Genomic DNA, 23,926 nt, shown 5'->3' with positions numbered 1-23,926 from the left:
GTCTGACCGGAGGTTCGGGCCGACTCGGCGGGAAGTTCGGGCCGGGTCAGCGGGAAGTTGGGGCCGGGTCAGCGGTGGCCCAGGTCGAGCACGAGCTCGACGAGGCGGGCCAGGTCGGGGGTGAGCGCCTGCTCGCCGACCTGGGCGCAGTCGCCGCAGACGTCGAGGTCGTAGACGAAGCGGTCGGGCTGCGGTGCCGGCTGGTGGGCCGCGACCGCGGTGACGTCGACGCGCGCGGCGAGGCCGCGCAGCTCGGGCACCCGCGGGTCGTCGGAGGCGAGGTCGACGTCGGCCTCGGCCGGCACGCCCACGAACCCCCCGGTACGCCGCACCCGCACCACCCCGGTCGCGGGCGGTGCACCCGGCCCACCCTCACCCGGCTCGGTGCCGCCCGAGGTCCCCTGCGTCCCGGCGCCGGTCGGCGCGACAGCCCGTGGCTCGACCCCGACCGCGTCCCAGGCCGCGGCGACCGCCTCGGCGTGCGCGCCGGCAGTCGCGAGGGTCGCGGCCGCGAAGCCGGCGAAGTCGGTGCGGGGGCCGACGAGCCCGCCGGTCAGCGCGTCGTACCAGACCTGGCCGGCCCCGGCCCAGGTCGTGCCCCGGGGCCCGGGGTCTGCGGCACCGATGGCGAGCGCGGCGAGGTGGAACGCGCGGTTGGGGATGCCGGAGTTGAGGTGCACCCCGCCGTGGTCGTCGGTGGTGACGACGAAGTCGTCCATGTGCCCGGGCTGCGGGTCGCGACCCAGCCGCGGGTCGTCGTAGGCGGAGCCGGGCTGGGCCATGTCGCGCAGCCCGCGGGCCTGCACGCCGGGCAGGAAGAGGCCCTCGCCGACCAGCCAGTCGCCCTGGTCGGGGCGCTGGTCGAGCATCCGCTGCTTGAGGCAGGCCGCGACCATGTCGGAGACGTGCTCGTTGAGCGCACCGGGCTGGTCGGCGTACACGAGTCCGGCGGTGTGCTCGGTCAGCGCGTGCGCGAGCTCGTGGCCCAGCACGTCGACGGGCTTGGTGAACCGGTCGAAGACGACGCCGTCGCCGTCGCCGAAGACCAGCTGGGTGCCGTCCCAGAAGGCGTTGGCGTAGTCGCGGCCGTAGTGCACCGTCAGCGAGACCGGCGCCCCGGCGCCGTCGTAGGAGTCGCGGCCCCACGCCTCGGCGAGCAGCGCCAGCGAGGCGGCGATGCCGGTGGCGGCCTCGTCGACCGCGGCGTCCCCGACCGCGGGCACGCCGGCCGCGCGGACCGGGCGGCCGGGCAGCGTGGTGGTCGACCCGGCGTCGTGCACGGTCCAGGCCGGCAGGCCCGGGGTGGTGATCAGCGCCGCGGCCGGCGAGGGCCCGGCCAACCGGGCCGCGCGCAGCGCCTCGTCGACGGCGAGGGTGGCGTCGTACCCCAGCGCCCGCTGCAGGTAGGGCGGGACGAAGCAGTGGCGGGGCTCGCGCGGGGGTCCGAGAGTCATATGCCCAGCCAACACCCGGGCGCCGACACTGGGAAGACCCTCACGAGGAGGTCCGGGGGGACCCTCAGGCGGGCGCCCGCTCCGGCGGGAAGCCGCCGGTGGCGACGGGACCCCACGAGACGGGGGTGATCCGCAGCAGCGACTTGCCCTGGCGGCGCATCGCGGCGCGGTACTCCTCCCAGTCGGGGTGCTCGCCCGAGATGCAGCGGAAGTACTCGACCAGCGCGTCCTCGGCTTCCCGGGAGGGCATGTCGAGCACCTCGGCGGTGCCGTCGACCTGTACGTAGGGCCCGTCCCAGTCGTCGGAGTGCACGAGCACCGTGGCCTCGGGGCGCCGGCGCAGGTTGGCGGCCTTCGCGCGCTGCGGGTACGTCGAGATGACCAGGCGCCCGTCGGCGTCGACCCCGCCGGTCACGGGCGAGACCTGCGGGCGGCCGTCGGCGCGCAGCGTCATCAAGGTCATCTTGTGGCGGGGCCGCACGAACTCCAGCAGCCCGTCGAGGTCGACACGGTCGGTGGTCGCGATGGAGGCCATGCCCGCGACGATAGCCATGCCCCGCCCACCCGCAAGGGGCTCGGGGCGAACCGCCGCGCCTACCTGCAGCGATGCCCCACACGTGGGTCGTGGGGCCATGCTGGGAGCCATCGGTGGCGACGCCACCGAGGTAGCGATGGACGGCAAGGAGCTGGTGGTCCGATGACGCACGCGAAGCACGTCTCGCCCGAGCGGGAGCGGCCGGTGGCCAGCGGCGTCACCGACGAGGCCCTAGCCTCCCTCAAGCGCTGGAACATCGGCCTCACCGTGCTGCACGCCGCCCAGGCGGTGGCGGTGCTGGTGCTGGCCAGCGGCTTCGCGATCAGCGTCACCTCCTCGTTCCCGCAGGGCCCGCCCGGTACGCCGCCGCCGGCGCCCGAGGCGCTCTTCGACGTGCGCATCGGCTGGGCGATCGCGGCGTTCCTGCTGCTCGCCGCGCTCGACCACGGACTGACCGGCACGGTGCTGCGCGGGCGCTACGAACAGGATCTGCACAACGGCATCAACCGGTTCCGCTGGGTGGAGTACTCGGTCAGCGCAACGCTGATGATCATCCTGATCGCCTTCTACAACGGCATCACCGGCATCGAGGCGCTGATCGCGATCATCGGTGCCAACGTCTCGATGATCCTCTTCGGCTGGGTCCAGGAGGTGATGAACCCGCCCGGGCGCGAGCACACGACGATGCTGCCCTTCTGGTTCGGCACCCTGGCCGGCATCGCCCCGTGGGTCGCGATCGTGGTCAACACCGTCGGCGCCGACACCGTGCCCGGGTTCGTCTACGGCATCGTCGGCTCGCTGTTCGTCTTCTTCATGAGCTTCGGCGTCAACCAGTGGCTGCAGTACAAGCAGGTCGGCCCGTGGCGCTCCTACGCCTTCGGCGAGAAGGCCTACCTGGTGCTCAGCCTGGTCGCCAAGAGCCTGCTGGCCTGGCAGATCTTCGGCGGCTCGCTGGCCGGCTGAGGCGGTTTGACACGCGTGACGGAGTCCCCGGCCAGCCGGGTACTCCTGCGCTTGTCAGGGGTTGCAACACCCCACAAGTGACGGAGTCCCCGGTCGGCCGGGGACTCCTGCAGGTCGCACGAATCGGCGTACGACGCCGCCGTCGGTAGAATCGTCGAGGCCGGAACCGGCCGTTTCGTCAATCGAAAGCGACGCCGCTCCCGCATGACTGGACAGACCACTCGTATAGATCTCCGCAACGTCGCCATCGTGGCGCACGTCGACCACGGCAAGACCACGCTGGTCGACGCCATGCTCCGCCAGGGCGGCGCGTTCACCGAGCACCAGGCCGAGGGTGTGGCCGAGCGCGTCATGGACTCCGGTGACCTCGAGCGCGAGAAGGGCATCACCATCCTCGCGAAGAACACCGCGATCCACTACGCCGGCCCGGCCGCCGGCGGGAAGCCGATGACGATCAACATCATCGACACCCCCGGCCACGCCGACTTCGGTGGCGAGGTCGAGCGCGGGCTGTCGATGGTCGACGGCATCGTGCTGCTGGTCGACGCCTCGGAGGGTCCGCTGCCGCAGACCCGCTTCGTGCTGCGCAAGGCGCTCAACGCCGACATGCCGGTGATCCTGGTGGTCAACAAGACCGACCGTGGCGACGCGCGCATCGCCGAGGTCGTCGACGAGACCTACGAGCTGTTCATGGACCTGCTCGACGAGAGCCACAGCCAGGACGCGCTCGACTTCCCGGTCGTCTACGCCTCGGGCCGCGCCGGTGTCGCGGGCACCGACCAGCCCGCCAACGGCGAGCTGCCCGACTCCCCCGACCTCGAGCCGCTCTTCCAGACGATCCTCGACACGATCCCCGCGCCGACCTACACCGAGGGCGCGCCGCTGCAGGCGCACGTCACCAACCTCGACTCCTCGCCGTTCCTGGGTCGTCTCGCGCTGGTGCGCGTGCACGAGGGCACCCTGAAGAAGGGCCAGACCGTCGCGTGGATGAAGCGCGACGGCGAGACCAAGAACGTGAGGATCACCGAGCTGCTGGTCACCGAGGGCCTCGAGCGCAAGCCCGGCGAGTCCGCGGGCCCCGGCGACATCGTCGCGATCGCGGGCATCCCCGACATCACCATCGGCGAGACCCTGGCCGACCCGGAGAACCCGGTCGCGCTGCCGCTCATCCACGTCGACGAGCCGGCCATCTCGATGACGATCGGCACCAACACCAGCCCGCTGGTGGGCCGCGTCAAGGGCGCCAAGGTCACCGCCCGCCTGGTCAAGGACCGCCTCGACCAGGAGCTGATCGGCAACGTCTCGCTGCGCGTGCTGCCCACCGAGCGCCCCGACGCCTGGGAGGTACAGGGCCGCGGCGAGCTGGCCCTGGCGATCCTGGTCGAGCAGATGCGCCGCGAGGGCTTCGAGCTGACCGTCGGCAAGCCGCAGGTGGTCACCAAGGAGGTCAACGGCAAGGTCCACGAGCCCGTGGAGCGCCTGACCATCGACGCGCCCGAGGAGTACCTCGGCACGATCACCGAGCTGCTGGCCTCCCGCAAGGGCCGCATGGAGCAGATGACCAACCACGGCACCGGCTGGGTGCGCATGGAGTTCCTGGTCCCCGCCCGTGGCCTGATCGGCTTCCGCACCGAGTTCCTCACCGACACCCGCGGCACCGGCATCGCCCACCACATCTCCGAGGGCTACGAGCCGTGGGCCGGCGAGATCCGCTCGCGCAACAACGGCTCGCTGGTCGCCGACCGCAAGGGTGCCGCGACGGCGTACGCCATGACGTCGCTGCAGGAGCGTGGCGTGCTGTTCGTCGAGCCGACCACCGAGGTCTACGAGGGCATGATCGTCGGCGAGAACTCGCGCGCCGACGACATGGACGTCAACATCACCAAGGAGAAGCAGCAGACCAACATCCGCTCCGCGACCTCCGACAACTTCGAGAAGCTCATCCCGCCGAAGAAGCTGTCGCTCGAGCAGTGCCTGGAGTTCTGCCGCGACGACGAGTGCGTCGAGGTGACCTCCGAGCAGGTCCGCATCCGCAAGGTGGTGCTCGACGCCAACTCGCGCGCCAAGACCGCCTCGCAGGCGCGCAAGGCCAACAAGTCCTGACCCCAGGAACGGCCCGGCACTGACGCCGTACGCCGCAGCGCCCCGCTCCCCTCGTGGGAGCGGGGCGCTCGCCGTTGCGGCGTGCGTGGCAAGGTGCGGGCCATGGCTGGTGACTTCTTCCTCGAGGCCTCCCTCCCCCTGCTCGTCGAGACCGTGGTGGCGCTGGGCGTCCTGGTGCTCGGCCTGGTGGCGTTGCGCCGCGGCCGCGCTGGTGCGTGGTTCCTCGTCGCGAGCGGAGTGCTGTGGGGCGCGGTGCAGGTCGTCTACGCCGTCGAGCTGGTCGCGGTCGAGCTCGGCACGCAGGGGCTGGGGCGCCTGCTCTACGAGCACGGCCTGCTGGTGCCGCTGCGCTACCTGCGGCTGCTGGGCGTGGTGCTGCTGCTGCCGGCGCTGGCCGCCGCCGTCGCGAGCGGCCGACCCGGGGGCCGGTCGGCAACCACCGACCAGGGACGATCGGGGGCGTGAGCACCGCACCCTCCCCCGCCTCCCACATGGGCCCAGACATCGCGCCCGACCTGCTGAACCTGCGCGACGTCGGCGGGCTGCGCACCACCGACGGCCGCACGGTGCGGCCCGGGGTGCTGCTGCGCTGCGCGACGCCGGCGTTCGTCGACGAGGAGCAGGTGGCGCGGCTGGTCGACGAGCTCGGGGTCGCGACCCGGGTCGATCTGCGCAGCGAGAAGGAGGCGGCCGAGGCCACCAGCGCAGCCTTCGACGCGGTCGCGGTCGAGCACCTCGAGGTGCACGCGGGCGAGGCCCGCTGGGACTTCGACTCCGCCCATCAGAGCGAGTGGGTGGCCGCGCACTACCTGCGCTTCACCGAGCACTCCCCCGAATCGCTGGTCGCCTTCGCGCGGCTGGTGGGCGACCCGGGGCGCAGCGCGGTGCTCGCGCACTGCACCGCCGGCAAGGACCGCACCGGCACCGCGGTCGCGCTGACCCTGGCCGCGGTGGGGGTGCACGAGGACGACGTGGTCGCCGACTACGCCCGCACCGAGCAGGCGATGCCGCTGCTGCGCGAGCAGTTCACGCGGCTGCCGTCCTACCAGGAGCGGCTGGCGGCGCTGCCCGCCGAAGCGTTCGGCTCCACGCCCGAGACGATGCGGCGCTTCCTGCGCCTGGTCGAGCAGACGTACGGCGGGGCGCGGGCCTACCTGCGCGCCCACGGGCTCACCGACGCCGAGCTGGCGGGTCTCGAGCGGCACCTGCTGGGGCCGGACCGGGGATAGTCCCAGGCGTTCCACACATCCGACCCGCGTGTCGCGGTGCGCAAGGTCAGGGACTATCCCGGACCGTCTGTGCCCAGCAGCTCCTGACGCCGCCCCACCAGCACCGCCTCACGCGACTCGGCCTGCAGCAGCCGGTCGACCAGTCGGCGGCGCACCTCGCCGACGGCTCCGCGCGCCTCGGCGACCCGGGCGGCGGCCTCGCCGATCCGCTCGCGCACGGCCCAGTCGCTGAAGATGTTGTCGAACCAGACGTCGAAGGCCCGCACCAGCTGGGTGATCTCGACGCCACCGACCGGCTCCATGCCGACGTCGGCGAGCTCGACGCCCAGGTCGGAGAGGGCGTCGTCGGCGCGGCGCATCAGCGCCTGCGCCTGGTCCATCCGGTCGTACTTGACCATGTCGGTGAGCAGCCCGCCATCGAAGAACGTGTCGGCGGTCGACCAGCCGCGCGCCGAGCTGAGCAGGTTGTCGGCCTGGGCCAGGGTGTCGAGGGCGATGTCGCAGGCCTCAAGCGCCTCGCCCAGCTCGGTCGTGGTGGAGCGGATCGCGCCGAGGTCGGCGGCCACCTGGGCCAGCTCCTCGGCCTGGGGCGCGCCGGTCGCGAGCAGCCACGCCTGCTTGGCGTCGAGGGCCGCGCTGCGGCGTGCGGCCACGTCGCCCAGCGCGTCGTACGCCGCTCGCAGCGACGCACACGCCTCACGGGCCCGGTCGCGGCGCAGCTCGACCACCGCGACGGTGTACTCGGCCTGCTGCTGCTCGGCGCGCTCGCGGTCGAGGTCGGACTCGCGGCTGCCGCGCAGCCCGGCCCAGATGCGGGTGGGGCTGAAGGTCTCCAGGCGCTCCACGTCGGCGCTCTCGTCGGCCAACCGCGAGCGGGCCTCGGCCACCTGCGCCTCGGCGTCGGCGAGCTCGGCGTCGGCGGCCGCCAGCCGGTGGGTCAGCCGGGCGTGCTCGGCCGCGGCCTCGAGGGCCGCCTCGAGCTCGGCCTGGACGCGGTGCGGGTCGAGCGCGGGGTCCGACGTGGGCTGGCTCACCCGACCACCCTAGTGAGCCCTGATGAGGGAGCGACCGCCTAGGTTCGGGTGGTGAGCCCCCGCACCGTCCCGCAGGTCGGCGCCGTCCCGTCGCGGGCGCTGCTGCCGACGCTGGCGCTGCTGACGACGATCACCGCGGTGGTCAGCAGCCTGGGCGCGCCGCTGGTGCCCAGCGTCGCGGCGGCGTACGACGTCAGGCTGGGCACCGCGCAGTGGTCGCTGACCGCGGCGCTGCTGGCCGGGGCGGTGGCGACCCCGGTGGTGGGCCGGTTCGCGAGCGGGCGGCTGCGCCGGCCCACGATCCTGGTCGGCCTGGGCGTGGTGACGCTCGGCACGGTGGTCTCGGCGGTCTCGGCCGCGCTGGGCGAGGGCTTCGGGGTGCTGGTCGCGGGGCGGGCGCTGCAGGGCGTCGGGATGGCGCTGCTGCCGCTGGCGATCGCGGTGGCCCGCGACGCGCTGCGCACCGAGCGGCAGGACCGGGCGATAGCGCTGCTGTCGGTGACGACGGTGGCGGGTGCCGGGCTGGGCTACCCGCTGACCGCGCTGGTGGCGCAGCTCGGTGGGCTGGGGGCGGCGTACGCACTGGGCACGCTGATGACCGGGCTGACCTGGTTGCTGGCGTGGCGCCACCTGCCCGGCAGCGCCGACGAGACCCCGGCGCGGGTGGACTGGTGGGGAGCGCTGCTGCTGAGCGTGGCGATGCTCGCGGTGCTGCTCGCGGTCACCGAGGGCGAGGTGTGGGGCTGGACGTCCGCGCGGGTGCTGGGCCTGGCCGTGGTCGGGGTGCTCGGCCTGGCGGTGTGGGTGCGCGCGACGCTGCGCAGCCCGACCCCGCTGGTCGACCTGCGCCTGGCGACCCGACCGGGCATCGCCGCGCCCAACCTGGTGGCGGCGGTCGCGGGGCTGGGCATGTACGCGCTGCTGACGCTGGTGGTGGTGCTGGTGCGCGCCGACGAGCCGGGCTTCGGGCTCGACCGCTCGGTGCTGGTCGCGGGGCTGATCCTGGTGCCCTACTCCCTGATGAGCGTGCTCGGCAACCAGCTCGCCACCCAGGTCCGCCGCCGGCTGGGGCCGCGCTGGCTGCTGCCCATCGGCTGCTCCATGTTCCTGGCCGCGACGCTGGGCCTGGGCCTCTTCCACGACCACCTGTGGCAGGCGCTGGTGGTGATGGCCCTCGGCGGCGCCGGATCGGGGTTCACCTTCTCCAGCCTAGCGGTGCTGATGGTGCCGCACGTGCCGCGCGCCGAGACCGGCTCGGCGGTGGCGTTCAACCAGGTGCTGCGCTACCTGGGCTTCACCGTCGGCAGCGCGCTGAGCATCGCGCTGGTCGCGGCGTACGGCGGTGGCGCGGGCGGGTTCCGGGCCGCGCTGCTGACCCTGGCCTCAGTGTGGGTGGTGGCCGGGGTGGGCGCGGTGGTGCTGGACCGGGCCACTCCTCGTCCACAGGTCACCCTCGACGAGCCGCTCTCCACAGGCTGAACGTGCCCCCCGCCACCGGGCCCGCGGGGCGAGCAGGGTCGGGCCATGAGCCGATGCCCGAAGCCCACCCGCCCCTACCGGTCCATCGCGAGCCAGATGTCGCCGGAGCACCACGAGGCGTTCGCCGCCTCCCAGGCCGCCGAGCGCCGCGGCGACTGGGCCGCGGCGCTGCGCCACTACCGGCAGGTGCCGATGTTCCGCGACTCCACCTACGGCGATCAGCTGGAGGTGCTGGCCGCGCTCGGCGACGACGCACCGGGCTGGCTGGTGGCACGCTGGCTGACCGTGGTGGCGCGTCGCCACAGCGTCGACCAGCACCGCTCGAAGCTCGCCCTCGAGGCCGGCATGGCCCTGGCGCACCCGCACGGGGTCGACCTCGAGGCGCTCGACCTCACCTACCCGGAGCAGGCGACCTCCCAGCTGTGGGGCCGCGACTGGATGGTGCGCCAGCTCGAGGTCTACGAGCTCCGCGGGCTCCACGACCTGCTCCTGCCCATCCCGCCACCCGTCGGCCTCGCCCCTGGGCTCGTGGAGCGCGCCGGGCCGGTGACCCGGTGGAGCCATGCCGCGATGGGCGGCTACCGGGTCGGTGGGGTCGACGACGAGGTGCGCACCCTGCACGACGCGCGCACCGGGGCGCCCCGCGAGGTCCTCGACCTGGGGCTCGGCGAGCAGGTGCCCGAGGGCGCCTACGTGCTGGGCCGGCTGGTGCCGATCGACGACGAGCCCGGTCTGGTGCTCGAAGGCCGACCGCTCGTGGTCGACAAGCCGACCGCTGCCGCGGTCGCTGGCAGGCCTCCGGGGTGGGCGGAGATCCTCGGCACCCGCATCGCCAGTGGTCGCCTGCCCGCGGGGTGCACGCTGCAGCCCGACGCGTCGCTCACCGCCGACCTGCCGCACCGCTCGTGGGTCTCGCTGCTCGGCCTGCCGATGGGCGAGCGGCCGGACCAGCGACCCGACACCCTCGTCGGCCAGGCCGTCGCCACGGCCCTGCGGATGGCCCGCGACCACCCCGAGCGGGTGCTCGACCACCGGCACCGCATCGCCGAGCTGATGCTCGACCCGCTGCTCAATCACGAGCGGCTGGCGCGGTTCGCGACGCCACAGCACCTGCTCGCCTGGGACGACCTGGCCGCCGCCGTGCCCCCGCTGGCCCGCGCCCGCTGCCAGGAGATGGCGGTCTGGTGCGACGCCGCGGGCGAGGCGGCCGGCTGAGCGCGTCCCGAGCACAGCGCGTCGCTCAGGACGGTGGCATGACGTCGACACGGAGCGGGGCGCAGAGGTCCACCAACCAGTTGAAGTCCGTGCCGACTGCGAGCACCCGGCCGTACGTCGGGTCCTGGGCGAGGGCGTCGCCCGCCCGGTCCCCGAAGATGACCTGGGCCTGCGTGTCGTTGCACCGGCTCGACATCCACTCGAGCCCGTCGTAACCGGCCGCGTGCGCCGCGCGCGCCCAGTGGACGGTCTGGGCGTAGACCCCCGGACCGTGCACGTCGACCACATCGGTGTCGGTGACACCGAGCCGTCGCAGCCCCAGTCCGTGGAGGGCCGCCAGGCGCAGGTCGCGCTGCACCGTCAGGCGACCCATGACCCGGCGTGCGTAGTCGTCGTGGCTCAGCACGCCTCCGGTGGCCGGCACGTCGCGCAGCAGGGTCTCCGCGACCGCCGCCTCCTCGCTCATCGCGGTGTAGAGGACCGGCACCACCGGGTCGCCGAAGAAGGCGAACCGGGACGGCCCTCCGACACCGGGGTTGAACTGCGCCACGGTGAACGCATTGTCGTGGACCCGGTAGAGACGTGTCCCGGCGCGCAGCACGGACACCGCGGGCGTGAACGGGTCGGGCGGTCGGGGCAGGGATCGGCGAGCAGCCCTCACCAGGCGGTTCCGAACGCGGAACTGGCCGCCTCCGCCACCGCGGTCGGGTCGTCAGCGAGGTAGGCAGCAGGCGGGACCCCGTCGAAGAAGCTGCTCGGGCTGCCGAGCCACTCGACCAGGCCACGCTCGGAGCGGCCCGCCGCCGCGGCCGTCTGGACGAGGTCGCCGATCACCGCGAGCGGGCGACCGTCCGCGTCGAACTGGAAACCGGGGAAGTAGAGGCGGGCACCACGCTTGAGAGCCACCAGCCTCCCCTCGGCACGCGCCTGGAGGGCGGCGTTGCCGGGGCGCCCGGCGCTCGAGCCGAGTCGCCGCCCCGCGGCTGCCGAGTCGAGGAGCCCGAACTGCGCATCGATGCGGTCGTACAGGTTCTCCTGTGCCTGGGTGGCACGCGCCAGCTGGGGCGACGCCCCGCGGGCGACGGCGTGCATCGCAGGACCCAGGGCAGCCACGGACGCCAGCATCTCCTCGTGGACCCGCGCCAGTCGGTCGGCCTCACCCCTGAACTCGACGAGATCGTCGTCGGCCGTGCGTGCGTGCGTCGCCATCGCCCACCTCCAGAGCATCTAGTGTAGCCATGCGTTTCGTGCAGCACCACAGCATGCACGGAACGCATGCGCGATGACGCCGCGGCGGCCCGGTCCGCCGCTCTCAGCCGGCTGTGCCGTCCGGCCAGCGCTCGAGCGCCCACGCCCAGTCGATGCGCTCCTGCTCCAGTCGCACCCGGTCGGCGTACCGGTCGCCGACCAGGTCCTCGTACGTCGCCTGCTCGGCGTCGGTGAGCCGCGTCAGCGCCGCGGTGGTCGGGCTCGGCTCGCTCCCCCACCGCTCGCGGTGGGCCAGCAGGGTGTCGCGGTCCATCAGGAACGAGGTGGTCTGCGGCAACCAGGCCCGCAGCCGGTCGAGGATCGCGAACCCGTGGGTGTCGAGGTCGCCCCAGTAGTGCACCGGCACGTCGCGCAACCAGGGCAGCGACCCCAGGCGCGAGACCCGGAAGCCCTCACCGAAGACCGCGACGCCGCGCGGTGGCAGGGGGGCGGCGAGGAACGTCGTCTCGTTCTCGAGCACCACCGCTGCGGCGGGCGCGACCGGGAGCGCAGCCAGCTGTTCGACCGGCGCGGTGACGTCGCGCAGCGCGGCCCACGACGACCCCGGGAGCAGCGCCTCGCCGAGCCGCAGCCGCACCCGCGCGGATCGCACCCGCAGGCCCAGCGCCTCGACGAACTCGTCGGCCGCGCCCGGCACCCCCAGCACCGCGGCCAGGAGACCCCGGTGGCGCTCGACGAGCTTGGTGTCCACCCCGGGGGCGCTGACCTCGCGCAGGAAGCGCCCCGATCCGCGCGCCGCGCGCAGCCACTCGAGCGCCGCCAGCAGCCCCGGCCAGTGCGCCTCCTCGACGCCGAGCGCCGCGTGCGGCTGCGCGAGCGCCCAGGAGCGCAGGTCCGGATCTCCGGCGAGCAGGCCGACCAGCCGCGCGTGGCGTCCGGCCTCGTCGGCCACGTCCAGCAGTCGCCACGCCTGCTCGTAGCCGGTGACGACCGCCCGCGCCGGGAGCTCGTTGCGACCCACCGTGCGCACCCCGACGGGCTCGCGGACGAGCTCGTAGCGACCGGGCGCCGCCCGCTCCAGGCGCTCGGCCCAGCGGCGTACCCGCTCGAGGTCGGCGCCCAGCTCGCGAGCGCGAGGACCGCGCAGCCGCACCTCGACCGGCTCGAAGGGCCGACCCTCGGCACGGGCGCGCAGCAGCTCGCCCGAGCGCCACCGCGGCCGCAGCCGCGCGGCCACGTCGTCGGGCGTCGACCACTCAGCCACGCGCTGCCCACCCGCCGCCGGCCTCCCGGCGGGCGCGGTACTCCTCGATGCTCAGCGTCTGCACCCGCGACTCGCGGCCGTCGCGGTTGTCGACGAAGCCGATCGAGCGCACGTACGGCTCGATGACGTGCACCTTCTGCAGCGGGGTGACGATCAGCAGCTGGAGCCCGAGGCGGCCGAAGAGCGACAGTGCGTAGCGGGTGGAGAGGTCGGAGCCGCGCCCGAACGCCTCGTCGATGACCGCGAAGCGGAAGGCGCGCGAGCTCGTGGTGCCCCACTCGAGACGGAACTGGTAGGCCAGCGAGGCGGCCAGGATCGTGTAGGCCAGCTTCTCCTTCTGCCCGCCGGACTTGCCGTCGGAGTCGCGGTAGTGCTCCCACTCCTGCCCGCTCTCGCGGTCGAGCTCGGCCGCCGAGAACGTGTGCCAGCTGCGCACGTCGGTGACCCGCCGGGTCCAGGCCCGGTCGGCCTCGGCGTGGCCCTCGCGACCGCGGAAGCGGTCGATGATCCGCTTGACGTCGACGAAGCGCTGCTCGGAGTACTGGTCGCTGTCGCCCTCGAGGACTCCGCGGGTCACCGCGCGCAGGTCGTCGCGGAACTGGCGGACGTCGGTGTTGACGGTCGGCTCGACCACCAGCCGGATGAAGCGGCCCGGGGAGTAGTCGATGGCGCCGAGCGAGTCGTTGATCTGCTCGACACGGTCGCGGATGTCGTCGGCCTGGCGGCGCAGCCAGGTGGCGAAGCCGGCCAGCTCGCGGATCGTGTTGGTGTTGAGCTGGTGCTTGAACTCCTGCTCGAAGCGCGGCAGGTCGTCGCGCCGGACCCGGTCGCGGAACGCCCGGAACTCCGACGCGGCCTCGATCGAGGCGTCCATCTCGGTCGTCACCGCCGGCCACTGGTGCTTGATCGCCGTCATCTGCTGCTGCGCGGTCGTCGCGATGCCGTTCATCTGCTGCTGTAGCCGGTCCATCGAGCGGGTCAGCCCCTCGGCCGCGTCGCGGGCGGCCCGGTCGCAGTCGTCGGGGTCGACGACCGGCGCGCCCAGGCGCGCGGCGAGGCCGGCGTACTGCTCGCGCGCGGCGACCAGCACCCCACCGGCGTCCTCGACCTGGCCCCGCGCTGCCTCCAGCCGGCGCACGGTGCGCGCGAGCTGCGACTCCAGGCCGCCGAGCCGGTTCTCGAGCGTGGAGCGCTCCTTCTCCGCCTGCGCGATCTGGGCATCGACGGCCACGAGCGCCCGGTCGATCTCGGCGAGCCGCGACGAGCCGGCCAGCAGCCGCTCGCGCTGGCGGTCGGCCTCCCCGGCCTGCCCCGCGGGGGTGGCGGCGTCGAGCTCGGCCCAGGAGTCGAACTGGGTCAGGCTGCTGAGCGCCTCGGCCGCGCGGCGTACGTCGTCGCGGCGGGCCTCGACCGTCTCGACGTCCCGGTCGAGACCGGCGAGGCGGGCCCGCACCTCGTCGAGCGCGGCCTCCAGCGCCTCGACCTTGCGGGCGTTGGAGCGGCCGAGGATCCACGAGCGCGGGTCGTCGACGCGCGAGCGGTCGTCCTTCTCGTGCCGGCTGCCCTGGCGCACCTGTCCCTCGACGGTGACGGCCTTGTCGGCCTCGAGCAGCTCGGCCAGCGAGTCGACGCAGCGGTGGTCGGCGCGACGGACCAGCTCGCGCTCCAGGAACGTCTCGAAGCGGCCGGGCTCGACCTCGAGGGTGTCGACGAGCCGCAGGTGCGCCACGGGCGGCTCGGGCTGCAGGCGCACCTGCCGCTCGGGCACGCGGTGGTAGACGACCCGGGTGCGCAGGTGGTGGGCGTTGACCCAGGCCGCGACCTCGCGGTAGTGCTGCTGGGGCACGAGCAGCGAGAGCCCGAACCCGCGCAGCACCCGCTCGGCCGCGCCGCGCCACACCGCGTGCTCGTCGCGGACCTCGACCAGCTCACCGACGAAGGGCACCTGCTCGGCCTCGATCCCGAGCTCGGCGCACATCCGCTGGCGCAGCTCGAGGCTGGCGCGCGGCAGGTTGGTGTGCCGCCCGGCCAGGCTGGCCAGGTCGGCCTCGACCTCGCCCGCCTCCTCGCGTGCCCGCGAGCGGTGGCCCATCACCTCGGCCAGCTCGACGTCGAGGGCGCGCTGCCCCGGCCTGGTCGCGTCGTACGCCGCGGCCACCTCGTCGCGCCGCTCGGCGAAGGAGGCGGGTCCGTCGACGCCCGCGAGCCCGACGGCCTCCAGCAGCCGGTGGTGGCGCTCGGCACGCTGGCGGCGCGCCTCGGCGAGGGTGCGCAGCTCCTCGGCCTCCCGCTCGAGCTCGCTGACACGGTCGCCGCCGGCGGAGGCGCGCTCCCCGATCAGGCGGCCCTGCTGGCGGCGCGCCTCCTCGAGCCGGCCCCGCACGTCCTCGGCGTCGCGACGACACCCCACCAGCGTGCTCTCGAGGTCGGCACCGGTCGCCTCGAGGAGCTCGGCCTTGCGCTCGGTGAAGTAGAGGCCGACGGCGTCGCGCTGGCGACCGGCGGCCCGCCGCTCGGTCTCGAGCGCGGCGTGCTTGTCGCAGTTGACCAGCAGCGGGTCGAGGGCGGCGAGCTGGTCCTCGGCGCGGCGTACGGCGTCGTGGGCGCGGGTGAGGTCCTCGAAGTGCGCGACCACCGTGGCGATCCGGTCGCCGGCGTCGGAGGGCTCGAGCATGTGGGTGCGCACGAAGTCGTTGAGGTTTCCGACCGACTTCATCGACACCGTCTGGTGGAACAGCTCCAGCGCCTGCTCGGAGGCGATCCCCAGCAGTCGGCGGACCTGGCGCCCGTAGGCCGGGAAGTCCTTGTCGACCTGGGCGCCGCCGTCGCGCAGCCGCTTGCGCAGCGCGTTGAGGTCGCTGCCGAAGCCGGCGAAGTCGGTCTCGATGCCCAGCCCGGCCTCGGCGGTGACGAAGAAGCGCTCGGGCTGGCCGGTGCGCTCGCGCTGGGTGAAGACCTGGGCCAGGGTCACCGGGTGCTCGACGTCGTCGTTGGCGAAGACACCCAGCACCACCGAGTAGGAGCGGTGGTCGCGCAGCCCCACCGGACGCGAGGTGCCGCTGCTCTCCACCCGCTCGGACTTGTAGTGGCCCTCGACGTAGCTGCGCAGCGAGCGCTCCCGCGCCTCGGCACCGGCGGCCTTGTTGTAGGCGATGCGGTGCGCCGGCATCAGCAGCGTCGTCACCGCGTCGACCAGGGTGGACTTGCCGCTGCCGATGTCGCCGGTGAGCAGCGTGTTCTCGCCGTCGAGGCGCAGCCTCCAGACCCGCCCGTCGAAGGTGCCCCAGTTGAGCACCTCGAGCCGGTGCAGCCGCCAGCCGGCCCGCTGCTCGCCCCCACCGAGCTCGACGGCGGAGAACAGTGCCTCGCTCATCGCCCGCACCTGCTCACGACACGCCCCCGCGGTACTCCTCGAGCCGGCCCGCGAAGTCGGCCAGGGTCTGCGCGTCGACGTACGCCTTGAGGATCCGTCGTACCTCGAAGACGTCGCGCTGCCCGCGCAACCGACGCAGGAACCCCAGGTCGACGACCTTGGTGATGGTGGCGTCGACCTGGTCGAGCTGGCGGGCCTGGTTGGGGCTGTCGGCCAGGAACAGCGAGACCATCTCGGCGATCTGCTCGCGGCTCATGATCAGCCGCGCCTCCTGGCTGGTCGACTCCCACTCGACCATCCGCTTGCGCAGCAGCACCAGCAGCAGGCTGACCGGGTAGGACAGGCTGCGGCGCTGCACGAGGCGGGGAAGTGCGTCCTCCTCGTCGCGCGAGCGCAGGTAGGCGTAGCCCTCGGTCTCGTCGAGCACGACGTCGACGCCGATCGTCGCGAAGTGGTCGCGCACGGGTGCGCCGTGGCGCAGCAGGCCCTGCCACACCGCCTCGTGGCTCTCGCGGTAGACCACGCCGCGCATCAGCGTGATCACGGCGGTGGAGACCGCCAGCTCCGACTCGCTCCTCATGGCCTCATCCTCGCCTCACCGTCGCTGCACCGTCGCCTCCGGCATCCGTACGCCGCGCTCGCCGAGCTCGTCGTCGTGCCAGGTCACGGTGACCTCGCGCCGCTCGTCGAGCTCGACGGCCAGGTCCTCCTCGGACAGGGCGAGGTAGCCCATGAGCTCGGCGAGCCCGTCGCGCAGCGGGTAGAGCTCGATGATCTCGTGCAGCAGCGCCGAGCTGCGCGGGGGGACCACGGTGCGCACCTGCTCGGCGAGGCGCGCGGTGTCCACGAAGGTCTGGTCGTAGAGCGCGGTGGTGTCGAGGTCGTCGACCTCGGCGGCCGGCAGCTCGGAGTCGACCTGGCTGGGCGGGCGCACGTCGTAGAGCGGGCGCTCGAAGGGCAGCGCGATCGCGAGCTGGGGCTCGTCGACCTCGAGACCGATGGTCGGGGGCGCGGCGCGCACGTCGAGGGCGGCGGCCTCGATGGCGCGGACCAGGTCGAGGACGCGGCGGTTCTCCACCCACACCTGGTCGTCGAGGAAGCGGCGCAGCTGCTCGGAGAGGCTGCGCACGGTGGCCTGGGTGCGCTCGGCGGCGTCGTACCAGTCGTGGTGCACCCGCCGCACCCGCGGCTCGACGTCGACGGCGTCGAGGCCCTGGACCCGCGCGAGCAGGTCGCTGAGCTCGTCCTGGCGGTCCTGGGAGAGCAGGAAGTCGTAGAACGCCTGGAAGCTGCGGCCCTGGTCGGAGGAGGCGATGTCGGCGCGGTCGCCGACGAGGGAGGCGAGCAGCTCGCCCTTGGCGCCCTCCCAGGTGGCGATCCGCTCACGGGCGGCCCGGTCGAGTGCCCGGAAGTTCTCCTCGACCTCGCGGAAGTCGGCCAGCAGCTCGCGGGCGGTGCTGGAGAAGAACTGGTAGCGCTCGCGGAGCCCGGCGCCGTCGAGCACCCGCACCTGGCCGGCCTCGACCTCGGCGATCTCGCGGTCGGTCTCCTCGCGACGGCGGCGCAGCTCGGCGAGCCGGGTCGCGGGATCGACCTCGGCGCCGTGCACCATCTGGCGCAGCAGGTCGACCAGGGTGTGCAGCCGTGACTCGGTGCCGATGCTGCTGCGGGCTCGCAGGCCGGTGACCCAGCCGTAGGCCTTCTCGAGCGCCGGTGTCGCGTCGTAGTGGACCTCGTCGACGCCGGCCGGGTAGAAGCGTCGCAGCCAGCCGGCCTCCGGCGCCGACCAGTCGTCGAGATAGGCCTTCGCGTCACCGGTGTGCTGCTGCTCGGCCCCCCGCCCGGCATTCGCGACGTGCAGGAAGTCCTCGAGGGACCCGGTCAGCTCGGACTGCGCCAGGGCGCCGGAGTTCTCCTCGACGAAGACGCGCCCCAGGAACCCCAGGACCAGCGGTGCGTTACGGGCACGCAGCAGGCGCCAGGCCGGGTGGGTGTCGGCGAGCAGACGGATCTCGTCGATGTCCACGCTCACCCTCCTCGACGACGACCGCTCGGTGCCGGCCCGAGGGTAGCCGCAGGCAGGGACTGTCGGTGGCCCGACGTACCGTGAACGGGGTCAGGTCAACGCACCGCTCGGGAGGGTCAGATGAACGCACAACGAGCCGGCTGGTACGCCGACCCCCACGACCAGGCCCAGCTGCGCTACTGGAACGGCAGCGCGTGGACCGAGCACCGGTCCCCGAAGCACGGAGGACCCACGCCGGCTCAGGACGGACCCACCGGGCGGTGGTACTTCGTCATCACGCTGGCTAGCCTCGGGCTGCTCGCGGCCGTCCCGTTCTTCCACGCCGCATCGCGTCTGGACCGGCCGCAGACCCGCAAGGTGGGCACGGCGATCGCGGCAGTCAGCATCGTGGGGTTCGTGCTCATCGGCCTCTCGCCGACCGACGAGGCAGGCGACCCGACCGGTTGGCTGTCGAGCCTCGGAGCGGTCCTCATGATGTCGGTGATGCTCGTGGCCCCGCTGCTGCTCTTCGGGCTGCGCCGCGAGGTCTACCGACCCTCCTCGACCGCTGCTCCGCTCCCGGCCACACCACCCAGCGGCAACCAGGGCGCGATGGCCACCGTGGAGCAGGCACGGCGTCGCCGCGACGAGGCACGCAAGCTGGCCGCCACCGATCCGATGATGGCCCGCGAGCTCGGCATCGGCCGTCCCGACGTGGAGCTGGGCTACGACGACGGCGGGCTGCTCGACCTCAACACGGCCACCCCGGCGCAGCTGAGCACCGTGTGCGGGTTGCCGCCTGCAGTCGCCCACGAGGTCGTGACGGCCCGCTCCGGCCTGGGCCGGTTCCTGGTGGTGGAGGACGCGATCGTCTACGGCCAGGTCGGCGAGGAGCACGCGCCGACACTGCGCGACCGCGGGCTCGTCATCACCGACCGCTGACCAAGCGCGCTCTCCGGCTCAGCCGCGCAGCACCTTCTCCATCGACTTGCCGCGCGCGAGCTCGTCGACGAGCTTGTCGAGGTAGCGGATCTTCTGCATCAGCGGGTCCTCGACGTCCTCGACGCGCACCCCGCAGACGACGCCGGTGATGAGCGTGGCCTGCGGCGGCAGCGAGGCGGCGGCGAAGAACTCCTCGAAGGTCGTGCCCGCCTCGAGGTGCGCCTCGACCTGCTCGCGGTCCAGGCCGGTCAGCCAGTGCACGACCTCGTCGAAGTCGGCGCGGTTGCGGCCCTTGCGCTCGAGCTTGGCGACGTAGTGCGGCCACACGTCGGCGATCGGGGTGGTGAAGATCCGGTGCACGTCCCCACGCTATGTCGAGGGGGAACCGGGTGGGGCGGGTGTCCGGGCCGGCGGGAGTCTCAAGACCGCGGGCCCGGGCATCCGCAGGACCAATATGCACCAGCTCCCGGCGGGCGGCACCTGCCCACGCCCGGAATACCCGAACTTGGGGAGGCGGTGTTCACGCGACCCCTCCCCAACAGAACTGACACGTGTCAAGATCGGCTCCGTGCTCCTCGACATCCAGCTCGACGCCCGCCCCGACCAGGCCGCGACGCGTGCCGCCGAGCTCGCCACCACGGGGGTGGCCGGGCTGTTCACCTTCGAGGGACCGCACGACGTCTTCCTGCCGCTCGCGGCCACGGCCAGCAGCGGCGTCGACGTCGACCTGATGACCAACGTCGCCATCGCGACGCCGCGCTCGCCGATGCACCTGGCCCACGCGGCGTACGACCTGCAGCTGATGAGCGGGGGCCGGTTCCGGCTCGGACTGGGCAGCCAGATCCGCCCCCACATCGAGAACCGGTACGGCGCCACGTGGTCGCGCCCGGCGGCGCGGATGCGCGAGGCGGTGCTGGCGACGCGGGCGATCCTGACGGCGTGGCAGGACGGCACCCGTCTCGACTTCCGCGGCGAGTTCACCAAGCACACGCTGATGCCGCCGACGTTCGTGCCGGGCCCCAACCGGCACGGCATCGCGCCGGTGCTGCTCGGCGCCCTGGGCCCGCTGATGACCCGCGCGGCCGGCGAGGTCGCCGACGGGTTGCTGGTGATGCCGTTCCACAGCCACCGCCACGTGCGCGAGCGGACCCTGCCGGCGCTCGAGGAGGGGCTGGCGGCGCGCGAACCCGGGCGTCCGCGCGCGGACTTCCGGCTCTACCCGCAGGCGATCGTGGCGATGGGGTCGACCCCCGAGGAGCAGGCCGCGGCCGACCGGGGCGTGGGCGGGCTGCTGGCCTTCTACGGCTCCACGCCGGCGTACCGCTCGGTGCTCGAGGTCGAGGGCTGGGGCGAGCTGCAGCCCGAGCTCAACGCGCTCTCCAAGACCGGCGCGGTCGCCGAGATGATGGCGCTGGTGACCACCCGCCACATCGAGACCCTGGCCGTGCGCGGCACGCCCAGCGAGTGCGCGGCCGAGCTCAAGCGGCGCTTCGGCGACCTGGCTGAGCGGGTCTGCTGCTACTTCCCCGGGTACGACGTCCCGCCCGCGCAGCTGGGCGAGCTCGTCGCCGCGCTGCGCGACTGAGCCGGGTCGACCCGGGCTGCTCGCGCCAGCCACCCGCAGGGGTGTCGTCGGCCGGGTGAGCCGGGGCGGCCCGCGGCGGGATGCACTAGGTAAAGCCCCGAGGGATTCACCACGCCCGGGTGGTAGCTCTCCACCCGACTCGGGGTGGACGGGGTGCCGGGGCCCCGGCCCGGGCAATGAGTCGGGGCCCCGGTCCGCACCGCACGCGCAGGACCCCCGCACCCTGGTGGGTGCGGGGGTCCTGGTGCCTCGTGCGACCGCGCTGCGTGACGCGTGACCGAAGTCAGCGCGGGGAGCGGGAGACGATCAGTCGCCGACCTTCTTGGCAGCCTCGGTGGTGGCCTTGGCGGCGTTCTCGGCGGTCTTGGCGGCGGCGGTGCCGGTGGCCTTGGCCGAGGACTGCGCCGGGGCGGCGGCCTTCTTGGCGGTCGTGGTGGTCGACTTGGCGCCGGCCTTGGCGGCGGTCGAGGTCTTCTTCGCAGCGGTCTTGGTCGCGGTGCTCGACTTCTTCGCGGCCGTCTTGGTCTGCGTCGAGGCCTTCTCGGCGGTGGTGTCAGCCGCCTTGGTGCCCTGGGTCTTGGTGGTCTTCGCCTTGGCCGTGGTGGTCTTGGCCGAGGTGGCGGTCGCCTTGGTCGACTCCTGGCGACGGATGCGGGTCACCAGGGTCTCGCCGCGCTTGGCGAGGTCGGTGTAGGTCGCGGTCGCGGTGCCCTGGACCTTGCCCGGCAGGGCGAGGGCCTCGTTCTGCAGCTCGGCGACGCGGGCCTCGATGGCGGCGCGGCGGGCCTTGGCGTCCTCGGTGAGGGCGTCGACACGGGCGTTGACCGTGGTGACGGCCTGCTTGCGCAGGGCCTCGGGCTTGAGCTCGATGTCGGTGACCGACTTCTGCACGTCGGCGACGCGGGTCTGCACGTCCTTCTGCACGCCGGAGATCCGGGTCTGCACGTCCTTCTGCACGCCGGAGATCCGGGTCTGCACGTCGGTGACGTAGTCGCGCACGGTCTCGACGACGAGGTCGGCCACGCCGGCACCGGCGTACAGGCCCTTAGTCGCCTCGGACTTGATGTCGAACTTGGTCTTGGCCATGTCGGCTCCTTCGGTTGGTTCCCGGTGGATGCCGGGCGTTCGGGTCGCGCCGCTCAGGCGAGCGGCGTACGTCGGGTGGTCGCTCAGTCGTCGTCGTTGACGGGCTCGACCGGGGCGGCGACCCCGGCCTGCGCCTCGTTCATCGCGAGGAACGACTGGTAGACGTCGAGCAGCGACTGCTTCTGTCGCTCGGTCAGGTGCGGGTCACCCAGCACGGCGAGCTCCACCGAACCGCCGACGCCGTCGTCAGGGCTGACGATGCCGGCGCGGATGTAGAGCTGCTCGGCGGAGATCCGCAGCGCTCGGGCGAGCTGCTGCAGCACCTCGGCGGACGGCTTGCGCAGCCCGCGCTCGATCTGGCTCAGGTAGGGGTTCGACACGCCGGCCTGCTCGGCGAGCTGCCGCAAGGAGAGCTGCGCACTGGTGCGCTGCTCCTTGAGGTAGTCACCCAGCGTCCCGACTGCGTTCGAGACCTTTCCCTTTGCCATGTCCCCCATAGTGCTTGCTCCTGCTAGCGCTTGCAAGTGCTAGCGGGTGTGTGACGAGTCACTACCGATCAGTAACCATCGAGAAACAGCGGGATTCCCCGCGCTAGCACCGCTAGCGCAGTCGAATCGAGCATGCAATAGCGCTAGCGCCCCACCGCTGGTTGAGCAGGCGCAGCACCACCTCGCCACCGCTGGTTGAGCAGGGAGGAGCGCCAGCGACGACCGTCGCCGAAACCCGGTGACCACCGAGCAGACCGCACCCCAGACCCACCCCCATCGCTCACACGAGGTACGTCGACCAGGCCACCCCAGGGCCGCGCGTCTACTCTCTCCCGGTGCAACGCCGACGCCTGATCGCCATCGCGGTCTACCTGGTGGTGTCGATCCTCGCGCTGCTCCTGGTCGCCGGCCACGGACCGTGGACCGGCCGCGTGCTCTTCACCGTCAGCGACAGCCACGGCATGCACAGCGGCGACGTGCCGGTGCTGCTGCTGTGGCTGGCCGGCATGGCGTGCAGCGTCGCGCTGTGGCGCGACGACTCCCCCTGACCGTCCCCGTTGGTCGAGCAGCGAGGAGCGCCAGCGGGCACCGTTGGTCGAGCAGCGAGGAGCGCCAGCGACGAGCGACGCCGAGACCCCGCAAGAACCGAGCAGACCTCTCCTACGTCCGCCGATGGAAGCTGACCTGGTTGTCAGCACCGACTTCGACCTCGTACTCCGGATCATGGATTCGCCGATGGTGGAACGGGCACAGCAGCCGGCCCCGCTCCACCGCGGTCCTGCCCTGGTGCGACCACAGGTCGTCGTGGTGCGCGTGGCACATCGCCGGCGGGGCGTCGCAGCCCTGGGCGGTGCAACCACCGTCCCTGGCACCCAACGCGATCCGCTGCGGGCCGGTGAAGAGCCGCTGCGACCTGCCGACATCGAGCGGCTGACTCTTCCCGCCCAGCACGGCGGGCACGACGCCGGCCTCGCACGCCAAGCGGCGTGCGGTCGCGGCACTGATCCGGTCACCGGTGTCGAGCGTGGCGGCCGCCAGGCCGTCCTTGAGGGACTCGAGGGTCATCGTCACCACGACCGTCGCGTTCACGCCTCCCGCCTGGGGCAAGCTGTGGGGGTCGAGCCGCTCGACGAGCTCCACGAACGCCGCACCCAGCCGCTGCGCCGTCGGGCGACGTACCGGCACCGGCGCCTGCTCGTCCTGCTCGTCCTGCCCGTCCGCGTCGTCGGCGGCACGGTTCGCGATCTGGTGCTTCGGCGAAGCGAAAGCGAGCAGTGCCCGCTCCAGCATCTGCCCCACCAGCAGCGGCACCGTGAACGATCCCTTGATCCGGCCGCGCCCGTCCTCGCGCATCCGGAAGACCGACGACTTCTCCGCCTCGCGCTCCTCGCGGTCAAGCTGCTCGGCCTCCCACGCCTCGGCCACCTCGGGCGCGACTACCTCGAGAATCCGACGGCCCAGCACCCGCAGCGCCTTGGCGTCGTGGACCTCCGCGAACGCGACCAGCGCCTTCGCCGCCTGCTCCAGCACGCCGGCGTCCAGGTCATCGGGCAGCTCATCCAAGGCAGTGCAGATCACCGACGCCTGCTCCGCGATGACGTCGCCGCGACCCAGCGCCTCCCGCACCACGTCGTACCGACCGAGCCCCGCAGCCAGCCGCACCTCACGGAACGACTCCCGCTTCGTCGACCGGGTGGCATTCGAGTGCCAGACCGCCACCGAGGGCGACGCATTCGTCTCTGCCACCGCCACGGTCTCGGCGTGCGACAGCAGACGCGAGCGCACCTCCAAAAGCCGCGCCTCGACCCGAGAGATGTCGACCAATGCCTCCGCCGTCGCGGCTTGGCCCATCGACCAGGTCGGCACCTCGGCCACCTCGTCGAGCACCGAGTGCATGCGCGCGACCGCCCCGTTGATGGGGTGCGCCGCGGTGGTGGCCATGAGAGAAGCCTCCCAGGCACC

Annotated in this window: 22 protein-coding genes; 9 read left to right on the top strand and 13 right to left on the bottom strand. The window is 73.1% G+C overall.

Translation table 11 applies throughout. The features are described from left to right. Nucleotides 1-68: 68 nt before the first annotated feature. Together QWJ41_RS11605 and QWJ41_RS11600 are read right to left on the bottom strand one after the other, a co-directional pair. Nucleotides 69-1,454 carry a protealysin inhibitor emfourin gene (locus QWJ41_RS11605; RefSeq protein ID WP_302708378.1) on the bottom strand — a complete coding sequence of 462 codons (1,386 nt, stop codon included), beginning with the start codon at nt 1,452-1,454 and terminating at the stop codon, nt 69-71. Between the two features lie 64 nt (nt 1,455-1,518). Continuing rightward, complete coding sequence (locus tag QWJ41_RS11600) at nt 1,519-1,989, bottom strand: PPOX class F420-dependent oxidoreductase (protein WP_302708376.1); 471 nt, start codon at nt 1,987-1,989, stop codon at nt 1,519-1,521. 162 nt (nt 1,990-2,151) lie between these two features. On the opposite strand from QWJ41_RS11600, the gene heR reads away from it, so the two are divergent. From heR to QWJ41_RS11580, 4 genes are all read left to right on the top strand, one after another. Then, nucleotides 2,152-2,952, top strand: coding sequence for a heliorhodopsin HeR (gene heR / locus QWJ41_RS11595; RefSeq protein ID WP_302708374.1), 801 nt, complete (start codon nt 2,152-2,154; stop codon nt 2,950-2,952). A gap of 204 nt (nt 2,953-3,156) precedes the next feature. After that, the gene (typA, locus tag QWJ41_RS11590) at nt 3,157-5,055 is read left to right on the top strand and encodes a translational GTPase TypA (protein ID WP_302708372.1); all 1,899 of its coding nucleotides are present in this window, start codon (nt 3,157-3,159) and stop codon (nt 5,053-5,055) included. Between the two features lie 102 nt (nt 5,056-5,157). After that, entirely contained in the window at nt 5,158-5,520 is a 363-nt protein-coding gene (locus QWJ41_RS11585; RefSeq protein WP_302708370.1) for a hypothetical protein, read from the top strand. Continuing rightward, complete coding sequence (locus QWJ41_RS11580; RefSeq protein WP_302708369.1) at nt 5,517-6,284, top strand: tyrosine-protein phosphatase; 768 nt, start codon at nt 5,517-5,519, stop codon at nt 6,282-6,284. The genes QWJ41_RS11585 and QWJ41_RS11580 overlap by 4 nt, the downstream gene beginning before the upstream one ends. A 53-nt stretch (nt 6,285-6,337) precedes the next feature. On the opposite strand, the gene QWJ41_RS11575 is transcribed toward QWJ41_RS11580, so the two are convergent. Next, on the bottom strand, nt 6,338-7,318 hold the full coding sequence (locus QWJ41_RS11575) for a hypothetical protein (protein ID WP_302708368.1): 981 nt from the start codon (nt 7,316-7,318) through the stop codon (nt 6,338-6,340). A 51-nt stretch (nt 7,319-7,369) separates the two neighbouring features. Here QWJ41_RS11575 and QWJ41_RS11570 point away from each other — a divergent pair, with 51 nt between their 5' ends. Both QWJ41_RS11570 and QWJ41_RS11565 read left to right on the top strand, forming a co-directional pair. Next, nucleotides 7,370-8,797, top strand: coding sequence for an MFS transporter (locus QWJ41_RS11570; RefSeq protein ID WP_302708366.1), 1,428 nt, complete (start codon nt 7,370-7,372; stop codon nt 8,795-8,797). 45 nt (nt 8,798-8,842) lie between these two features. Next, nucleotides 8,843-10,012: a hypothetical protein gene (locus QWJ41_RS11565; protein WP_302708364.1), complete on the top strand. Its 1,170-nt coding sequence runs from the start codon at nt 8,843-8,845 to the stop codon at nt 10,010-10,012. A gap of 25 nt (nt 10,013-10,037) precedes the next feature. On the opposite strand, the gene QWJ41_RS11560 is transcribed toward QWJ41_RS11565, so the two are convergent. The 6 genes from QWJ41_RS11560 to QWJ41_RS11535 all read right to left on the bottom strand — a co-directional run bounded on the left by QWJ41_RS11560 (nt 10,038) and on the right by QWJ41_RS11535 (nt 17,884). Continuing rightward, nucleotides 10,038-10,619: an RES family NAD+ phosphorylase gene (locus QWJ41_RS11560; protein ID WP_302708362.1), complete on the bottom strand. Its 582-nt coding sequence runs from the start codon at nt 10,617-10,619 to the stop codon at nt 10,038-10,040. Between the two features lie 50 nt (nt 10,620-10,669). Then, a complete protein-coding gene (locus QWJ41_RS11555; protein WP_302708361.1) occupies nt 10,670-11,221 on the bottom strand; it encodes a hypothetical protein in 552 nt (183 codons plus the stop codon). A gap of 103 nt (nt 11,222-11,324) precedes the next feature. Beyond that, nucleotides 11,325-12,485: a Wadjet anti-phage system protein JetD domain-containing protein gene (locus QWJ41_RS11550; protein ID WP_302708359.1), complete on the bottom strand. Its 1,161-nt coding sequence runs from the start codon at nt 12,483-12,485 to the stop codon at nt 11,325-11,327. After that, a complete protein-coding gene (locus QWJ41_RS11545) occupies nt 12,478-15,858 on the bottom strand; it encodes an ATP-binding protein (RefSeq protein ID WP_302708358.1) in 3,381 nt (1,126 codons plus the stop codon). The genes QWJ41_RS11550 and QWJ41_RS11545 overlap by 8 nt, the downstream gene beginning before the upstream one ends. Nucleotides 15,859-15,871: 13 nt before the next feature. Continuing rightward, nucleotides 15,872-16,438 (bottom strand): DUF4194 domain-containing protein, encoded by a 567-nt coding sequence (locus tag QWJ41_RS11540; RefSeq protein ID WP_302708356.1) that lies wholly within the window; start codon nt 16,436-16,438, stop codon nt 15,872-15,874. A gap of 15 nt (nt 16,439-16,453) precedes the next feature. After that, complete coding sequence (locus QWJ41_RS11535) at nt 16,454-17,884, bottom strand: DUF3375 domain-containing protein (protein ID WP_302708354.1); 1,431 nt, start codon at nt 17,882-17,884, stop codon at nt 16,454-16,456. Between the two features lie 120 nt (nt 17,885-18,004). On the opposite strand from QWJ41_RS11535, the gene QWJ41_RS11530 reads away from it, so the two are divergent. Continuing rightward, nucleotides 18,005-18,805, top strand: coding sequence for a DUF2510 domain-containing protein (locus tag QWJ41_RS11530; protein WP_302708352.1), 801 nt, complete (start codon nt 18,005-18,007; stop codon nt 18,803-18,805). Nucleotides 18,806-18,823: 18 nt separating this feature from the next. Here the strand turns inward: QWJ41_RS11530 and QWJ41_RS11525 are convergent, their stop codons facing one another. Further along, complete coding sequence (locus QWJ41_RS11525; protein WP_302708350.1) at nt 18,824-19,165, bottom strand: DUF2200 domain-containing protein; 342 nt, start codon at nt 19,163-19,165, stop codon at nt 18,824-18,826. 208 nt (nt 19,166-19,373) lie between these two features. On the opposite strand from QWJ41_RS11525, the gene QWJ41_RS11520 reads away from it, so the two are divergent. Continuing rightward, a complete protein-coding gene (locus QWJ41_RS11520) occupies nt 19,374-20,390 on the top strand; it encodes a TIGR03617 family F420-dependent LLM class oxidoreductase (protein ID WP_302708349.1) in 1,017 nt (338 codons plus the stop codon). 306 nt (nt 20,391-20,696) lie between these two features. On the opposite strand, the gene QWJ41_RS11515 is transcribed toward QWJ41_RS11520, so the two are convergent. Then, nucleotides 20,697-21,476, bottom strand: a complete 780-nt coding sequence (locus tag QWJ41_RS11515; RefSeq protein WP_302708347.1) for a hypothetical protein — start codon at nt 21,474-21,476, stop codon at nt 20,697-20,699. A gap of 83 nt (nt 21,477-21,559) precedes the next feature. After that, nucleotides 21,560-21,964, bottom strand: coding sequence for a helix-turn-helix domain-containing protein (locus QWJ41_RS11510; protein ID WP_302708345.1), 405 nt, complete (start codon nt 21,962-21,964; stop codon nt 21,560-21,562). Nucleotides 21,965-22,299: 335 nt separating this feature from the next. Here QWJ41_RS11510 and QWJ41_RS11505 point away from each other — a divergent pair, with 335 nt between their 5' ends. After that, on the top strand, nt 22,300-22,512 hold the full coding sequence (locus QWJ41_RS11505) for a hypothetical protein (RefSeq protein ID WP_302708343.1): 213 nt from the start codon (nt 22,300-22,302) through the stop codon (nt 22,510-22,512). 112 nt (nt 22,513-22,624) lie between these two features. Here the strand turns inward: QWJ41_RS11505 and QWJ41_RS11500 are convergent, their stop codons facing one another. Beyond that, nucleotides 22,625-23,905: an HNH endonuclease signature motif containing protein gene (locus QWJ41_RS11500; protein WP_302708342.1), complete on the bottom strand. Its 1,281-nt coding sequence runs from the start codon at nt 23,903-23,905 to the stop codon at nt 22,625-22,627. Between the last annotated feature and the right edge of the window lie 21 nt (nt 23,906-23,926).

The organism is Nocardioides cremeus, assembly GCF_030518195.1.
GTDB classification, from domain to species: Bacteria; Actinomycetota; Actinomycetes; order Propionibacteriales; family Nocardioidaceae; genus Nocardioides; species Nocardioides cremeus.
Note: the sequence above shows the minus strand (reverse complement) of the source record. Positions and strands in the feature narration are given on the sequence as shown.

Bases quoted from the DNA above. Each gene is read 5' to 3' on its own strand.
- QWJ41_RS11605 (WP_302708378.1), bottom strand. From the start codon at position 1,454: ATGACTCTCGGACCCCCGCGCGAGCCCCGCCACTGCTTCGTCCCGCCC.
- QWJ41_RS11600 (WP_302708376.1), bottom strand. From the start codon at position 1,989: ATGGCCTCCATCGCGACCACCGACCGTGTCGACCTCGACGGGCTGCTG.
- heR (WP_302708374.1), top strand. From the start codon at position 2,152: ATGACGCACGCGAAGCACGTCTCGCCCGAGCGGGAGCGGCCGGTGGCC.
- typA (WP_302708372.1), top strand. From the start codon at position 3,157: ATGACTGGACAGACCACTCGTATAGATCTCCGCAACGTCGCCATCGTG.
- QWJ41_RS11585 (WP_302708370.1), top strand. From the start codon at position 5,158: ATGGCTGGTGACTTCTTCCTCGAGGCCTCCCTCCCCCTGCTCGTCGAG.
- QWJ41_RS11565 (WP_302708364.1), top strand. From the start codon at position 8,843: ATGAGCCGATGCCCGAAGCCCACCCGCCCCTACCGGTCCATCGCGAGC.
- QWJ41_RS11555 (WP_302708361.1), bottom strand. From the start codon at position 11,221: ATGGCGACGCACGCACGCACGGCCGACGACGATCTCGTCGAGTTCAGG.
- QWJ41_RS11545 (WP_302708358.1), bottom strand. From the start codon at position 15,858: ATGAGCGAGGCACTGTTCTCCGCCGTCGAGCTCGGTGGGGGCGAGCAG.
- QWJ41_RS11540 (WP_302708356.1), bottom strand. From the start codon at position 16,438: ATGAGGAGCGAGTCGGAGCTGGCGGTCTCCACCGCCGTGATCACGCTG.
- QWJ41_RS11530 (WP_302708352.1), top strand. From the start codon at position 18,005: ATGAACGCACAACGAGCCGGCTGGTACGCCGACCCCCACGACCAGGCC.
- QWJ41_RS11515 (WP_302708347.1), bottom strand. From the start codon at position 21,476: ATGGCCAAGACCAAGTTCGACATCAAGTCCGAGGCGACTAAGGGCCTG.
- QWJ41_RS11510 (WP_302708345.1), bottom strand. From the start codon at position 21,964: ATGGCAAAGGGAAAGGTCTCGAACGCAGTCGGGACGCTGGGTGACTAC.
- QWJ41_RS11500 (WP_302708342.1), bottom strand. From the start codon at position 23,905: ATGGCCACCACCGCGGCGCACCCCATCAACGGGGCGGTCGCGCGCATG.